Source organism: Candidatus Methylomirabilota bacterium, assembly GCA_036001065.1.
Classification (GTDB): domain Bacteria; phylum Methylomirabilota; class Methylomirabilia; order Rokubacteriales; family CSP1-6; genus MNEF01.
Genome location: DASYUQ010000173.1, coordinates 1 through 14,698 on the forward strand (window position 1 = coordinate 1; position 14,698 = coordinate 14,698).

At 70.2% G+C, this 14,698-nt stretch carries 18 protein-coding genes; 7 read left to right on the forward strand and 11 right to left on the reverse strand.

The window, feature by feature from the left end; translation table 11 throughout:
- Positions 1-3 precede the first annotated feature (3 nt).
- From VGV13_16860 to VGV13_16880, 5 genes are all read right to left on the reverse strand, one after another.
- Entirely contained in the window at positions 4-1,224 is a 1,221-nt protein-coding gene (locus VGV13_16860; GenBank protein ID HEV8642761.1) for an ABC transporter substrate-binding protein, read from the reverse strand.
- Positions 1,225-1,315: 91 nt separating this feature from the next.
- Positions 1,316-2,419, reverse strand: coding sequence for a Zn-dependent alcohol dehydrogenase (locus tag VGV13_16865; protein ID HEV8642762.1), 1,104 nt, complete (start codon positions 2,417-2,419; stop codon positions 1,316-1,318).
- The gene (locus VGV13_16870; GenBank protein HEV8642763.1) at positions 2,416-3,255 is read right to left on the reverse strand and encodes an alpha/beta hydrolase; all 840 of its coding nucleotides are present in this window, start codon (positions 3,253-3,255) and stop codon (positions 2,416-2,418) included. Before VGV13_16870 ends, VGV13_16865 begins: the two co-directional genes overlap by 4 nt.
- Positions 3,256-3,410: 155 nt before the next feature.
- Positions 3,411-4,604: an MFS transporter gene (locus tag VGV13_16875; protein ID HEV8642764.1), complete on the reverse strand. Its 1,194-nt coding sequence runs from the start codon at positions 4,602-4,604 to the stop codon at positions 3,411-3,413.
- The gene (locus tag VGV13_16880) at positions 4,601-5,077 is read right to left on the reverse strand and encodes a hypothetical protein (GenBank protein ID HEV8642765.1); all 477 of its coding nucleotides are present in this window, start codon (positions 5,075-5,077) and stop codon (positions 4,601-4,603) included. The genes VGV13_16875 and VGV13_16880 overlap by 4 nt, the downstream gene beginning before the upstream one ends.
- A 100-nt stretch (positions 5,078-5,177) precedes the next feature.
- Between VGV13_16880 and VGV13_16885 the strand changes: the two genes are divergently transcribed.
- Together VGV13_16885 and VGV13_16890 are read left to right on the forward strand one after the other, a co-directional pair.
- Positions 5,178-5,789: a class I SAM-dependent methyltransferase gene (locus tag VGV13_16885; protein HEV8642766.1), complete on the forward strand. Its 612-nt coding sequence runs from the start codon at positions 5,178-5,180 to the stop codon at positions 5,787-5,789.
- Positions 5,779-6,048, forward strand: a complete 270-nt coding sequence (locus VGV13_16890; GenBank protein HEV8642767.1) for a translation elongation factor-like protein — start codon at positions 5,779-5,781, stop codon at positions 6,046-6,048. Before VGV13_16885 ends, VGV13_16890 begins: the two co-directional genes overlap by 11 nt.
- A gap of 12 nt (positions 6,049-6,060) precedes the next feature.
- Here the strand turns inward: VGV13_16890 and VGV13_16895 are convergent, their stop codons facing one another.
- Positions 6,061-6,279: a hypothetical protein gene (locus VGV13_16895; GenBank protein ID HEV8642768.1), complete on the reverse strand. Its 219-nt coding sequence runs from the start codon at positions 6,277-6,279 to the stop codon at positions 6,061-6,063.
- Complete coding sequence (locus VGV13_16900; protein ID HEV8642769.1) at positions 6,276-6,638, reverse strand: PilZ domain-containing protein; 363 nt, start codon at positions 6,636-6,638, stop codon at positions 6,276-6,278. Before VGV13_16900 ends, VGV13_16895 begins: the two co-directional genes overlap by 4 nt.
- 308 nt (positions 6,639-6,946) lie before the next feature.
- On the opposite strand from VGV13_16900, the gene VGV13_16905 reads away from it, so the two are divergent.
- From VGV13_16905 to VGV13_16920, 4 genes are all read left to right on the forward strand, one after another.
- Positions 6,947-7,183, forward strand: a complete 237-nt coding sequence (locus VGV13_16905; protein ID HEV8642770.1) for a hypothetical protein — start codon at positions 6,947-6,949, stop codon at positions 7,181-7,183.
- On the forward strand, positions 7,180-7,440 hold the full coding sequence (locus VGV13_16910; GenBank protein HEV8642771.1) for a hypothetical protein: 261 nt from the start codon (positions 7,180-7,182) through the stop codon (positions 7,438-7,440). The genes VGV13_16905 and VGV13_16910 overlap by 4 nt, the downstream gene beginning before the upstream one ends.
- A gap of 257 nt (positions 7,441-7,697) precedes the next feature.
- A complete protein-coding gene (locus tag VGV13_16915; GenBank protein ID HEV8642772.1) occupies positions 7,698-8,501 on the forward strand; it encodes an SDR family oxidoreductase in 804 nt (267 codons plus the stop codon).
- A 375-nt stretch (positions 8,502-8,876) separates the two neighbouring features.
- Positions 8,877-9,134: a hypothetical protein gene (locus VGV13_16920; GenBank protein ID HEV8642773.1), complete on the forward strand. Its 258-nt coding sequence runs from the start codon at positions 8,877-8,879 to the stop codon at positions 9,132-9,134.
- A gap of 95 nt (positions 9,135-9,229) precedes the next feature.
- On the opposite strand, the gene VGV13_16925 is transcribed toward VGV13_16920, so the two are convergent.
- Positions 9,230-9,664, reverse strand: a complete 435-nt coding sequence (locus VGV13_16925) for a hypothetical protein (GenBank protein HEV8642774.1) — start codon at positions 9,662-9,664, stop codon at positions 9,230-9,232.
- A gap of 331 nt (positions 9,665-9,995) precedes the next feature.
- A complete protein-coding gene (locus tag VGV13_16930; protein HEV8642775.1) occupies positions 9,996-10,925 on the reverse strand; it encodes an LLM class F420-dependent oxidoreductase in 930 nt (309 codons plus the stop codon).
- A gap of 56 nt (positions 10,926-10,981) precedes the next feature.
- Here VGV13_16930 and VGV13_16935 point away from each other — a divergent pair, with 56 nt between their 5' ends.
- A complete protein-coding gene (locus VGV13_16935; GenBank protein ID HEV8642776.1) occupies positions 10,982-11,176 on the forward strand; it encodes a hypothetical protein in 195 nt (64 codons plus the stop codon).
- Between the two features lie 274 nt (positions 11,177-11,450).
- Here VGV13_16935 and VGV13_16940 read toward each other — a convergent pair whose 3' ends face one another.
- Together VGV13_16940 and pruA are read right to left on the reverse strand one after the other, a co-directional pair.
- Positions 11,451-13,067 carry a hypothetical protein gene (locus VGV13_16940; protein ID HEV8642777.1) on the reverse strand — a complete coding sequence of 539 codons (1,617 nt, stop codon included), beginning with the start codon at positions 13,065-13,067 and terminating at the stop codon, positions 11,451-11,453.
- Positions 13,064-14,698 carry an L-glutamate gamma-semialdehyde dehydrogenase gene (gene pruA / locus VGV13_16945; protein ID HEV8642778.1) on the reverse strand — a complete coding sequence of 545 codons (1,635 nt, stop codon included), beginning with the start codon at positions 14,696-14,698 and terminating at the stop codon, positions 13,064-13,066. Before pruA ends, VGV13_16940 begins: the two co-directional genes overlap by 4 nt.

Genomic DNA, 14,698 nt, shown 5'->3' on the forward strand with positions numbered 1-14,698 from the left:
GGGCTAGAGCGAGCCGATGTCTTTGCAGGCGCTGTACTCGGGCGGCAGCGGCGTCGCGCCCGTGGCCACGATGTCGGCGAAGTCCATCGGGTGCTTCATGGCATCCTTCTTCTTGCAGCGCATGAAGAAGTACGGGCGCAGCGTCTGGTGGGTCTTGGCATCGACGCGCATCTTGCCAACCAGGTCCTCGACCTCGATGCCCTCCAGCGCCTTGATGACGTCCAGGTGGTCGGTCGACTTGGCCTTGTCCATGCCGTGGAGCACCATCCGCGTCATGCCGTAGGCGGCGGCCGGCGCGTAGCCGGGCGGGCTGCCGAACTTGGCCTGGTAGTTCTTGACGAACTCCTTGGCCACCGGCGTGTCCGCCGTGTAGTAGAAGTTCGAGCCCACCCACATGTTCTCGCGCATCTCGGGGCTCAGCTGGACCAGCTCCTCCACGCCCGACGACCACGTGAGGATGAGCGGGATCTTCGGGGTCAGGCCGAAGTTGAAGATCTCGCGCGCGGCGGTGACGGTGTCGAGGCCGAAGTTGACCATCGCGACGACGTCGGGCTTGTGGCCGGCCGCCTTGGTCACATAGTTGGAGAACTCGCGCTCGCCGAGCGGGTGGCGATCGGCCCCCACGAACTCGATCCCGTGGGTCTTGCCGACCTCCTTGACGTACTTCTCCACCGACCAGCCGAAGGCGTAGTCGGCGACCAGCAGGTGCCAGCGCTTGGCCCGGGGGTTGGCCTTCATGAACGTGTCCACCACGGTCTTGGCGGCCGTGTAGGGGCTGGCGGCCCACTGGAAGGAATAGCGGTGGCAGCGGGCGCCCGAGATGTCTTCGGTGCCGCCGCTGAAGTAATGGAGGACCTTCTTGCGTTTGGCCACCTCGGAAACCGCCAGCGCCACGCCGGAGGACCAGGGGCCGATGATGTACTTCACGGCCTCGCCGTCCACCGCCTCCTCGGCGCGCCGGGTGGCGGAGCCCGCCTTGGTCTCATCGTCGCGCGTGACGTACTTGATCGGCTTGCCCTGCGCCTTCATCCCTCGCTCCTCGAGGGCCATCCTCATGCCCCGGTCGAGGATGGGCCCGACGTCGGCGAAGGCCCCGGTGAACGACCAGAGGCCAAGCATCACGACCTCCTTGGCCTGGGCGCCGACCCGGGCGGGAACGCCGAGGGCCGAAACGGCCCCGGCTGCACCGAGCTTCAAGAAGTCCCGTCGTCTCAGCTCGCTCATCGTCAGCTCCTCCGCCTGGTGACGCCGTGCGATGCCGTGAGGTGCGGCGAATGACCCGGGGATAGTAGCAGAAAACGGCCGCTGGCCCGGGTCAGAAGGTCACCACGCTGCGCGCGACCTCCCCCCGCTCCAGCGCGGCGTACGCCTCGTTGATCTCCTTGAACGGATAGGTGCGGGTCAGCAGCTCGTCCAGCTTCAGCGTGCCGGCCCGGTAGAGGTCGATCAGCTTCGGGATGTCGATGCGCGGGCGGCTGGAGCCGTAGATCGAGCCCGTCAGCACGCGCTCCTCGAAGACCAGCGACATCACCGGCACCGCGACCTCCATCGTCATCGGCGTGACGCCGACCACGACCGCCATCCCGCGCTTGGCCAGACAGTCGTAGGCCTGGCGGATCGTCTTGGGCAGCCCGATCACCTCGAAGGCGTAGTCCACGCCGCGGCCGCCCGTGAGCGCGCGCACCTGGGCCACCGGGTCGCCGGTGGCGGCGTTGACCGTGTGGGTGGCGCCGAACTTCTTCGCAAACTCGAGCTTCCGGTCGAGCAGGTCCACGGCGACGATCTTCTCAGCGCCGGCGATGCGGGCGCCCTGGACGGCGTTGAGCCCCACCCCGCCCGTGCCGAAGACCACCACGCTGCTCCCGGGCCTGACCCGGGCGCAGTTGATCACCGCGCCCACGCCCGTGATCACCGCGCAGCCCAGCAGCGCCGCCCGATCAAGGGGCAGGTCCTGGGGGATCTTGAGCACCGCCGCCTCGGGCACGACCGAGTACTCGGAGAACGTCGACACGCCGGCGAAGTGCTTGATCTCCTTCCCATCGAGGCTGAAGCGCGTGGTGCCGTCGGGCAGGCGTCCGGTCATCCGCACCTGCATCCCGGCGTTGCAGAGCGCCGGCCGGCCGTCGCTGCAGTACTCGCAGACACCACACGACAGGCGCCACAGCGGGATGACGTGGTCGCCCGGCTTGACCGACGTCACCCCCGGCCCGACGTCGGCGACGACGCCGGCGCCCTCGTGGCCGAGGATCGCCGGCAGCGCCACCACCAGGTGGCCCGTCATCGCGTGGAGGTCGCTGTGGCAGACGCCGCCCGCCGCCATCCGGATCAGCACCTCGCCCGGGCGCGGCGCCTGCACGTCCACCTCGCGGATGTCGAGCCTCTGTCCCACCTCGAAGAGCACGGCCGCTTTGGCCTTCATGGAGTCGCCTCCTTCTGGGCTCCGGCCAGCCACTTCGTCACGATCGCGACGAAGCCCGGCGGATCGTCCAGGACCAGGTGATGATACGCGCCGGGGAGCTCCGCGAACTGCCCGCGGCGCACGGCCATGGCCACGCGCTGCCACGCCTCCCGGTCCATCAGGGCGCTCCCCTGCCCGCGCACCACCAGCGTGGGCGCCGCCACCTGGGGCAGGAACGGCCACGGATCGAGCGGCGGATGGAGAAAGACCTGACGGTCGAAGGCGTGGGTCCACGCGCCCGGCGCCAACTCCTTCACGCCCGTCTCGCCGAGGTGCTGGAGCCACTCGGCCGGCGCGCGCGTGTCGGGCGGCGCCAGCCGAAAACGCTTGCCCGCCTCGGCCGGGCTCGCGAACTCCGCGCGCGGGCGGGCGGCCTGGGCCCCGGCATACGCGTTCAATTCCTCACTCCAGGAGGTGAGCATGTCGGCGATCACCAGCGCCCCCACGCGCGCGGGATGGCGGGCGGCCAGATAGGCGCCGAGATAGCTGCCCAGCGAGTGGCCGATCACCACAGGCGCCCGCCAGCCGAGCGCGTCCAGCGCCGCCACGATGTCCGCCACGTAGTCCGTGAACCGATAGCTCGGCGGCTCGACCCACGCGCTGCCGCCGTGGCCCCTCAGATCGAGCGCGACGACGTGGAAGCGCTCGGCCAGCAGCGGCGCCGCCCAGTCCCACCAGTGGCTGTGCGCGGCCAGCGAGTGCAGCAGCAGCGCCGGCGGTCCTCCCGGCGCGCCCCACTCGTAGGCCTGAAGCGCGACGCCGTTGGCGTGGACGAGGCGCGGCGATCCGCAGGGCATGGCGCCGTCACTGTAACCGCTGAGGTATGTGAGTCAAGGCCTTGAGGGCCGCGTCAGTGCCGTCGATCAAGAAAAGCCAGTCAAAGGAGAGTATGACTCGTGCATCGATCCGACCGACTATCGGCCGTAACCACCAAACGATCCGGGCGCCCGCGTCACGTCGCGCCGCGCTGAACCAGCGGCTGCAGGCGGGCCAGCGCGACGGCGACGAGCACGGCGATCGCCGCCAGGCCGAGCCACGGCGCGGCGTACGAGCCCGTCGCCTCCAGCGCGAGGCCGTAGAGCGGCGGCCCCGCCAGCACGCCCGACCAGGCGAAGGCCACGGCGACGCCCGTGAGCAGCCCGGCATGGCGCGCGCCCCCGATCTCCGCCACCAGCGCGAAGTAGAGCCCGACCCAGCCGAAGGCCCCGGCGCCGGCGACGAGCACCAGCACCGCGATCAGCGGGCCGGACAGCGGGGGGCCGAGCGCGAAGGCCACGTACGCGGCGGCGCCCAGAAGTGCGGTGACGACGACGCCGGGGCGGCGCCGGCCGCCGAAGAAGCGGTCGCTGACGACGCCCCAGGCCAGGCGGCTGGCCGTGCCGCCGACCTGGGCCAGCGCCAGCAGCTGCCCGGCCGCCACCGCGGAGATCGCAAAGCTCTCCTTGGCGTAGAGCACGAGATAGGCGAGCAGAGAGGACTGCGCCATCGAGAGCGCCAGCCCGCAGCCGAAGAGCATGAGCACCCCGGGCCGGCGCAGGAAGCCGCCCACCTCCGCGAGCCGCGGCCACGCCGCCGGTGGCACGCCCCCGCCTCCCGGCGGCGTGCGATAGGCGCTGGCGACCACGAGCGCGGAGACGAGTGAGAACGCGCCCGCCAGCGCCAGGGCGTCGCGCCAGCCCAGGGCCAGCGCCAGCGGCGGCAGGGCCAGCGCCGCGCCGATGCCGCCCAGCGTGAGGCCGGTCTGCTTGATGCCCATCGCCACGCCGCGCTCGCGCGGCGGGAACCACTCGATGACCGCCCTGCCCGTGGCCGGGTTGCCCACGCTGAAGCCAAAGCCGCCCCCGACGAGACAGGCCAACAGGAGCGGCAGGCTGGACGTCAGCGACGCCAGCGCGACCATGGCGCCGGTGAGGGCCTGGCCCAGCGCCAGCGTGAGCCGGACGCCGAGTCGGTCGGTGAGCCATCCCGCCGGCAGCGACATGAGCACGCCCCCGAGATAGAGCGCGGGCAGCAAGAGCCCCACCTGCGCGCGCGAGAGGTGCAGCGCCTCGAGGAGGAACGGCGCCAGCGGCGCCACGGCCAGAGCCGAGAGCGCGCTGCCCGCGTAGGCGAGCGTGACCAGGGCCAGGACGGCCCAGCGGGTCAGGCGTCCCCCGCCCCGATGTCCAGCGCCTCGGTGAGCGTCTTGAGGAGCAGATACAGGTTCGCCTTCACCTGCGTGTCGTACCCGCCGTCACCTCCGTAGAAGACGGACATGACGTAGGCGATCAGGCTCGGATGGGCGCCGCCCGGGAGCGTGTCGAGCAGGCTCTCCGCCCCCGCCTCCGTCTCGGTCAGCCAGCCCACGTTCGCTTCGTAGGCCTGCTGGATCCGCTCCTCGGCCAGCAGGGGAAAGGGCCGCCCCAGGCTCCGCTCGAGGACCTTGAAGAGGAGGAAGCAGAGCCCGAACGCCGCCTGCTGCACGGGCTGCTCGAACTGCTTCATGAGGACGGTGGCGAACGCCGCGACGTGCGGCTGCTGCTCGAGGAAGACCCGGGCCTCCGCCTGGACCCGCTCGGGTGGGTAGCGGGATACGTCGCGCCAGACCTCGTCGACCAGCGCCGGGCCGATGGGGCGCATGCGACGTAGTGTAGCGCCTTCCCCGCGCCCGCCCACGCCCGCCTGCCGCCGCTTGACAGCCGCGCCGAGCCTGCCTACCGTCCCGACTGAGGAAGGCGGGATGACGCGAAATCCCTGGGCTCGGGAGTACGCCCGGACGCCGACGTCCTACATCTGGGGCACGGAGCCCTCCTCGTTCGCCCGGGAGGTGAGCGTGCGCCTGCCGCCCGGGGCCCGCGTGCTCGACCTCGGCTGCGGCGAAGGACGCGACAGCGTCTTCTTCGCCGCCCAGGGATTCGACGTGACCGGCGTGGACGTGTCCCGAGCCGGGCTCCGTAAGGCCGAACGGCTCGCGCGCGAGCAGGGCGTCGCCGTCCGCTGGGTGCGGAGCGACATGGCGCGCCTGCGCGTCGCCGGCCCCTTCGACCTGGTCTACTCCTGCGGGACCATCCACTACGTGCCCCGGCCCGCGCGGGGCCGGCTCCTGGCCCGGCTGCGGGCGCTCACGCGCCCGGACGGCCTGCACGCCCACATCGTGTTCACCGGCCGCGCGGTCTACGTGGAGCTGGGCGAGGCCATCGACTACTTCACCCCCGGCGAGCTGCGCGCGGCCTACACGGGCTGGCGGATCCTCGAGCGCCACGAGGGGGTGATCCCCTGCTCACGCGACGGCACACCCCATCGCCACAGCATCGAACAGCTCATCGCAAAGGCGGTCGGCCATGGCACCTGAGCGCAAGATCGGCGTCGTCACCGACTACTTCACGAAGATCGGCGTGGTGGCGGTCCGCCTCACCGACGGCGACCTCCAGGTCGGCGACATGATCCACGTCCGGGGGCACACCACCGACTTCGCCCAGACCGTGGACTCGCTGCAGCTCGAGCACCGGGCGGTCCAGCGGGCCGAGCGCGGCAGCGAGGTCGCGCTGAAGGTGCGCGAGCGCGCGCGCCGGCACGACGAGGTGCTCCGGGTGGACGGCGGGGGATCCTGAAAGAGCGTGCGCTCAGGCGCCGCGAACGGGGGCGTCGGGTCGGGCTTCGTCGATCACCACGAAGGTGCTGCAATCATGGCAATAGAGCACCACGAAGACGAGGCCGGGTCTCCACCGCCCGCGCAGCGATGGAACGGTGGCGACTTGCTCGTACTTGAACTGCCTCTCTTGCCGCTCGATCCGATGTTCTTTGTGGTCGGCTCGGAACAGCTCCATCGAAGAGATCTTCATAGCGACTCGGCGCTCGCGGTGTCTCGATCGTCTCTCACGCTTTCGGTCAGGCTCGTCGGGAACTCGCCGATGAGGTCAACGGGCAGCGGCTCTCTGATGTAGAGGCCGATGCCCTGATGGCCGACATGCCGAACCTCTCCGACGCGGGTGACCGCGCTCTCCGTCTCGGGATGAAAGATCTCGATGCGCCGGGGGTGACCGACCTCCAGCCCTCTGGGAGAGCAGTCGTCGGTGAGGGCGATACGCATCCCGTGGAGGCTCGCGTCCACGGCGCGGGCCCCGACGAACGAGCCTTCATCGAGCCACAGACGAACGTACCAGGAAACCGGATAGCGGGCGTACCGGCGACGTTCGTCCATAGTCACAGGCCCCCTCCAGGGACGCAGCAAGGAGAGTGCCGGACCGCCCAGACCCTGAACTAGGGCCAGTTGCGTCCTCGATCGCCCGCGGAGCGGTCCTTCTGGCACGCCATGCCGGCAGGCGTGTTACCACGATGACGGTCCCCCCATTTGGGGGTCTGACCCCGCGGCGTCCCCTACAGCGCCTGGCCCTGTCTCGAACAGCACCGCTATCCATCGGGAATCGTTATTGATGCGTGAATTCGAGCGCGAATCCTCAAGAATGAAAGCTGAGCAGCGGTGAACCTTGGCCCGGCGTTGGCAGAGAGGTGGCAGTGCGAGTCGAGGAGATGCTGGCCGGATTCCTGATCAGATGTCCCGGAGTAGACTTCTGCGACGACTGCGTCGCCGCCGAGCTGAGGGTGACGCGGTTCGACGCCGAAGAGGCGGCGGGGCGGCTCGCCACGCTGACCGACTTTCTCCGCGACGTCTGGCAGTGCGCCCGCTGCAGTCGACGGACGAAGGTGACCCGGGCCCTCTTCCGCTATCACCTCACGGTCCAATGAACCACCGGTCGCGCGGGCTCCTCATCATCGTGGCGCGGCACGAGCCCCTGGTATACGCCCATCTCTCCCAGGTCTTCGCGGACAACGAGCACGTCGAGGTCGTCCTCGACCGTCGTCTGGGTGGGCGGCGCTCGCCCGAGGGACAGGCCGGATCCGCGCATGACCGGCGCCAGCACGACGTCAGCACGTCCCTGGACAGGCTCGGGTGGGCGATCGTGCGACGGTCGGCTTCGACCTCGCGAGGTCAGGCCGCCTAGCTCAGTCGGAGGGGGCGGACGTTACGGCCCGCGCGGCCCCTCTGAAACTCCCCAGAGGATCGATTGCGCCGGCGGAGCCGCGCTCGAAACGCGAGCAGTGGCCGCAGCGGGCTCGCGTCATTCCCCGACAGGCACCCAGCTCTGGCAAGGCTCGGGGCTTTCTCGAGCTTGACGTTGACGATGCGTCCGGGCGCGCCCATACTGCCCCCCACTTCACGACGGGCTCGGTATCTTCCGGTCATTTTGGGGAGGATCCTATGTGGCTCAAGGGCAAGCGCGCTCTGATCACGGGCAGCTCGCGGGGCATCGGGCGGGGCATCGCGGTGAAGCTGGCGCAGGAGGGCGTCCGCGTCGCCGTGCACTACCACAAGAACGAGGCGGCGGCCAAGGACACGCTCGAACGGGTACGCAAGCACGGGGCCGACGGCCTCGTCGTCCGGGCCGACGTCTCTCGCCCCGATGACGTCCGCCAGATGTTCGAGCACGTCAAGCGCGACTTCGGCGGGCTGGACATCTTCGTGAGTAACGCCCGCCCCGACCTGCCGGCGTTCTATCAGGCCCCGATGGACATCACGCTGGACAAGTGGGACATGGCCTTCGACTCCCAGGCCAAGGCCTTCTTCGTCGGGGTGCGCGAGGCGGCGCCCCTCATGAGCCCGGGGGGCCGAATCATCGCCATCACCTACGCTCCCAGCGCGCGGACCGGGAGCTGGCAGCCCTGGATCGCGATGGGATCGGCCAAGGCCGCGCTGGAATCGGCGGTGCGCTACTTCGCGGTCGCGCTCGCCAAACGGGGCATCACCGTCAACGCGCTCAGCCCCGGCCTCACCGACGACAGCGTGTTGAACACACTGCCGAAGGAGGTCCAGGACGTCAGCCGGGCCTGGCACGAGAGCGGGTGGACGCCGATGGGGCGGTTGACGAGCCCGGAGGACGTCGGCAATGCGGTCGCCCTTCTCAGCTCCGAACAAGCGGCGTGGATCACCGGGCAGGTCATTGCGGTGGACGGCGGCTCGTCCCTGATGGACACCGTCTTTCCACTCGACATTCAGCGAGGGTAAGCAGCGTCCCAAAACGCCCTGGATTTCCTCCCAGGTTTCCTCGGTTCTCCTGCCCTCCGGGCCAGGGCGGCCGGAAGCCGGCCCGAGGCTAAGTGCCTGTCTTCCCGATGAAAAGGAGCCTCGGGGGCCCGGCTCCGGCCGCCTGGTACCGAGTTTGCTCGTTCCAGGGTGTCATGGTAGTCAGCTCGGTCCTCCTGGTGGTCGCGCGGGTCCCGGTGCCGCTGCGGAATCTCTCTGTGTGCACCGCCTGCGACGAATGCTTCGAGCTTGGCGCCGAGGTATGCCCCACCTGCGGGAGCGAGCAACACCGGCCGCTGGCGGAGTTGTGGGAAGAGCGAGTCTTCAACATCACTGGACTGAACTGAGGGCGCGGGCATGGACATCACCATCAGGAAAGTTCTCGGCCACATGTGGGGTCCCCAGGGAGAATGCGTGGTGGTCGTCGACGCCGAGCTCTGCGGGACGGTGCGGCAGGCGCTTCAGATCGTCCTGTCCACCGAGGCGGAAGCGGCGGCGTTCAAGACGATCCTCGACGCCCACGACGATCACCTGTCGGCCTCATCGAGCAACGGGGCGCCGCAGCGGGGTTCAGCGAGCGCATGCGTGAGGAGCGAGCTGGTTCAGACCCGCTGACGCATCGCGGGCGGCGCCACCGCGCGCCGGCCCTACCCTCAGCCTGACCTGCCTGGAGTCACCCGCCCGCAGCGAGCCACTCGAGCCCGAGTCCGTTATCTGGGCGGGCTAGGGACGTACGAAAAGAAGACGAGATAGGCGCGGGCCACGACCCCCAGCGCGTAGAGCGACGTGGGCAACCACGCCTCCCGCACTATATACGTCCCGTAGGCCGCCGCCGTGAGGACGAGCGGCATGGACGGCCACTCGGGAAGGTGCAACTTGAACAGCACGAGCTCGAACATCTTCACGACGAACACGATCAGCATGAGGAGCAGGCAGGCGGCCATCGGGGCCAGGAGCGCGAAGGTGACCAAGACCAGCAGCGCGTCGGTGCTGCCGCCTTGCGACGCGAACGCCGTGCGCACGTCGGGCTGGCTCGCAAGCCACCCGACGTGGGCACGCACCGCGGCGGAGGAGCTGGCCCACCAGACGAGCGCCGCCGCCACCACGACAATGACCAACAGCCAGCGCTTCCAGCGGATTTGCATGCCTCACGGGGAGTAGCAAAGCCGATACCACGGCTCGACACCCCGGAGGCGGGCGATAAATCTCGACAGGAGAACACCGGTCGCGGGGCCCGGGAAGCAAAACGACACGGCCAGCGACCAAATGGGCACGAAGAGTGACGGAAAACGTCAGGCTTCGGCGCGCGCCGGCATCGCCTCGCGAGGTCTAGAGGGTCGAGAGCGCGGTGAAAATCACGTAGGCGAAATCGAAGACGAGCATCGCGAGCAGCACCACCGACAGAACATTGAGCAGCGTTTGCGTGCGCGCTTCATCCATCATGGCCTCGACCTCCTCTCGCCGCGAAGGAGAATATCACTGCTCGAGCGCGGGCAGGACGTCGCGCGCGAAGCGCTCGATCTGCTCCCGCCGCTCCGGCCAGCGGGGCACCATGAACTGCAGGGCCATGTGCCCCACGCCGATCTTCTGGAAGGCCCGCAGCGCGACGGTGATCTGCTCGGGGTTGCCCAGCAGGCGATCCTCCTCCTGGGGCACCGGCCCTGGCGTCAGCTCGATCGGCAGACAGCACGACAGGCGGATCTGCGCGGGATCGCGCCCCGCCTCCGCCGCCCAGTGCCGGACGTTGTCGAAGCGGGCGGCGAGCTCCCGGGGGGTGATCCTCACGAAGTAGGGAAACCAGGCATCTCCATACCTCGCAGCGCGACGCTGGGAACGCGCGCCTTCCCCCCCCACCCAGACGGGGATCCGCGGCTTCTGGAGCGGCTTGGGCGAGAATCCCATCTCGCGGAAGCGGTAGTACCGTCCCTCGAAGCTCGGCTTGTCCTCGTCCCAGAGCCGCCGCAGCACCTGGAGCTGCTCGTCGGCCACCGCCCCGCGCTCCTTGAACGGGGCGCCCAGCGCGTCGAACTCCTCCGCCATCCAGCCCACGCCTACGCCGAGGATCAGCCGCCCCTTGGACAGATGGTCGATCGTCGTGGCGATCTTGGCCCAGTAGAGCGGATGGCGATAGGGCATCACCAGCACGCTCATCCCCAGGGCGATCTTCTCGGTGACGCCGGCCAGATAGGCCAGGCAGGTCAGCGGCTCGAGGAACGGCGCGTCGGGCGGCACGATGAAGCGCTGGTCCGCGCTGTACGGGTAGGGCGTATCGATCTCCCAGGGGGTGACGATGCGATCGGCCGCCCAGACCGAGGCGAAGCCCAGGGCCTCGGCCCGGCGCGCCGCCTGCATCAGGACCCCGCTCGCCGCGCGGCCGGAGATCGGGAGAAAGACGCCGAAGTTCATGGGCGCGACAATTATCCTCGACGCGCGCGGGCAGCGCCACGAGGGGAGGAGATCGCATGGAGCAGATCGTCTCGGTGGCTGGCGCACTCCTGATTCTGGCAGCCTATGCAGGCAATCAGCTCGGCCTGATCGATCGCACGCATGCCCGGTACAGTTGGATGAATTTGATCGTCGCCGCCGGCTGCTCCGCCAGGAACCGCTGGAAGCGGGCCCGCGTGAATCGATGCCGCTCCCGGACCTGTCCGGGGTGACCCCAGACGGCGACTTCGAATACGGACTTGGCCACGTCAACCGCGACTGTCGTAGAATCCATCGGACTCCTCCTTCCACGGTGTGGACGCAAGGCGACTTTGGTACGTTGATGCCGTTCACGTCGCGCCCGCGCAACCCTTTCCGGGGGAAGGTTTCGGAGGGGGCCGTCGAGGCCCCCTCCGATGACCTAGTGCCGTTCCAACTTGTTGATACTAAATCTGTCCACGATCGACGTACACGGTGCCTTCCTAGGCGCGAATAGTTGGAACGGCACTAGCGGCCCGCCGACTGTCGCCCGCTCCACCAGCGCTGCCACGCCGCCACGTCGTAGCCGAAGCGCTGGCCGGTCAGCGCGGTGAGGGCGCCGACGAAATCGCCCACCAGCCACAGCGGCTGATCGGCGACGTCCAGGCGCGCGACCAGGGCGGCGAGCGTCTCCTCATCGGCCTGGCCGAGCTGAGCCACGGCCCAGGCCGCGCCCGGCGCCGCCTCCACGTATTTCTCCGCGCGGTTCGGGCGCGCCGTCCAGGGCTCGGCGAGCAGCGCCGGAGGAATCCGCTCGCGACCGCCCAGCGCGATGGCCCAGAGCAGGTACCAGCGCGCCACCTTGGCGGCCGGCGCCGTGAGCGCGCCGCCGAACAGGCGCACCTGAGCGTCGGGGAACGGGCCGCCGAGGCGCTGCACCAGCGTGGGTCCGACTTCGGCGAGCCCGTTGAGCGCGAGCGGGGCCACGGCGGCGCGAAGGCGCGCGGCCGAGCCTTCGTAGCTCGTCGGGTCCTTGAGGACACGATCGAGGACCGCCAGCGCATCGTCCACCGCGGGCGCCAGCCGGTGCGGCAGCGGCGGGAGCGGACGGGGCGGGACCGGGGGATCGACGGGAGCGGGAGGGCGCGGTCCCCAGAGAGTGCCGCGCTCGCCGGGACCGCGCGTGCCCACGTAGACGCGGCCGGCGTAGACCGCGAGGGCGAGCGGCTCGGCGCTGGGGAAGCGCTGGGCCGCTCTCCAGGTGACCCCATCGGGGCTCCGCCACAGCGTGCCGCGGCCCTGGCGCGCGCCGATGGCCCAGAGCGCGTCGGGACCCGCGGCCAGCGCGCGGATCGGCTCGCCGTCGAGCGCGGTCACGCGCTCCGCCGCCGTGCCTCGCGTCCGCCACACCGCGCTCTCGTCGCCGTTGCGGTTCACGCCATAGAGCCAGCCGCGGTATGCCGCCAGCGTGGTCACGCTCTCGCCCCACGGCCACCCCGTCGTCGGGCGCAGGGTGTCGTCGGCCACCTTTAGAAGGCTGACGCCGATCCGCCCGTACGTCGTCAGCCCCGCGTAGAGGGCGCCGTCGAGGGCGGCGAATGTCGTGATGCGGCTGACCCGGCGCGGCGGCATCGGATGGTCGTAGATCGCCTGCCAGGTCGCGCCCTCGTCGTCCGAGCGCTGGAGCCCGGCGTGCCAGGCCGAGGTGGCGGCGTAGAGCGCTCCCCCATTGGCGGCCATGGCGTGGACGTGGAACACTTCGCCCGCGGGCAGCACGCACCACTGCCACTCCCGGCCGTTGGTGACGAGATACTCGCCATGGCCCGTCGAGAAGCGCCCATTCGCGAACGGCCAGTAGAGGAGCCCGCCGGCGACCGCGGGATCGCCGGCGTCCTGGCTGAAGAGATGGCGCTCGTAGCGCGCCTCGCCGGCGGCGGGATCGTAGCTCCAGACGTCGGCGGAGTTGTGATCGGCGAGCTTGACGCTGTTGACGAACCAGAGCCGCGCGCCGTAGCCGATGAGGCCGGAGACGCCCGACCAGGGACCGGGCTGGGTGAGCGAAACGAGCGGCTCGGCGCGCGCGACGCGCGGCCCCAGGAGCAGCGCGCCGAGCGCCAGCGCCGTCGCGAGCGAGTGGGACCTCACTCTCCGGGCTGCAGGAAGGGGTAGCGGAAGTCCGTCGGCGGGACGAACGTCTCCTTGATGGCCCGCGGGCTCACCCAGCGGAGCAGGTTCAGCGCGCTGCCGGCCTTGTCGTTGGTCCCCGAGGCCCGCGCGCCGCCGAAGGGCTGCTGGCCCACCACCGCGCCGGTCGGCTTGTCGTTGATGTAGAAGTTGCCGGCCGCGTGGGTGAGCGCCCCGGCGATCTTCACGATCGCCGCGCGGTCCCGGGCGAAGACCGCGCCCGTCAGAGCGTAGGGCGTGCCCCGGTCGCAGATCCCCAGCGTCTCGTCCAGGTCCCCGTCGTCGTACACCCACACGGTCAGGACGGGACCGAAGATCTCCTCGCGCATCAGCTTGACGTCGGGCTTCCTGGCCCGCACCACGGTGGGCTCGATGAAGTACCCCTTGCCGTCGTCGCCGTGGCCGCCGACCAGCAGCTCGCAGTCGGATGATGCCCGCGCGAAGTCGATGTAGCCCTTGATGCTGCCGAAGGCGTTGCGGTCGATCACCGCGCCCATGAAGTTGGTGAAGTCGGCGGGGTCGCCCACGCGGATCTCGGCGATCTGGGCGCGCAACACCGTCTCCACGCCCGGCCAGAGCGAGGCGGGGACGAAGGCGCGCGAGGCGGCCGAGCACTTCTGGCCCTGGTACTCGAAGGCGCCGCGCGTGAGCGCCGTCGCCAGCGCGGGCACCTCCGCGGAGGTGTGGGCGAAGACGAAGTCCTTGCCACCCGTCTCGCCGACGATCCGGGGGTAGGACCGGTAGCGGCGGATGTTGCGGCCGACCGTCTCCCACATCCCCTGGAAAGTCCCCGTGGAGCCGGTGAAGTGGATGCCCGCCAGATCCGGCGACGCCAGCGCCGGGTCGCCCACCTCGGCGCCCGCGCCGGGCACCATGTTGATGACGCCCGGCGGGAGCCCGGCCGCCTCCAGCACCTCCATGAGGAAGTGCGCCGAGTAGATCGCCGAGGAGGCCGGCTTCCACACCACCGTGTTGCCCATGATCGCCGGCGCCGTCGGCAGGTTGCCGCCGATGGACGTGAAGTTGAACGGCGTCACCGCGAAGACGAACCCCTCCAGCGGCCGGTGCTCCAGGTAGTTCCACGTGCCCGGCGCCGAGAGCGGCTGCTGGCGGTAGATCTGCTCGGCGAAGTGGACGTTGAAGCGCCAGAAGTCGATCATCTCGCAGGCCGCGTCGATCTCGGCCTGGTGAGCCGTCTTCGACTGCCCCAGCATCGTCGCCGCGTTGAGGACCTGGCGGTAGGGGCCGGCGAGCAGGTCGGCTGCCTTGAGGAAGATCGCCGCGCGCGCCGGCCACGGCATGCGCGACCAGGACTGGTGAGCGGCGAGCGCGGCGTCGATCGCCTGCTGGACTTCTCTGGCTCCCGCTCGGTGCCACACGGCCAGCACGTGGCGGTGGTCGTGGGGCATGACGGCCTCGGCCGTCTTGCCCGTCGTGGTCTTCCGGCCGCCGATGCGCGGCGCGATCTCGACGACCTCGCCCGCCATCTTCTTGAGCTGGGCGCTCAGCGCGCGGCGCTCGGGGGTACCGGGGGCGTAGCCGAGGACGGGCTCGTTGCGGGGCTCGGGGACGCTCAAGAGTGCATTGACCAT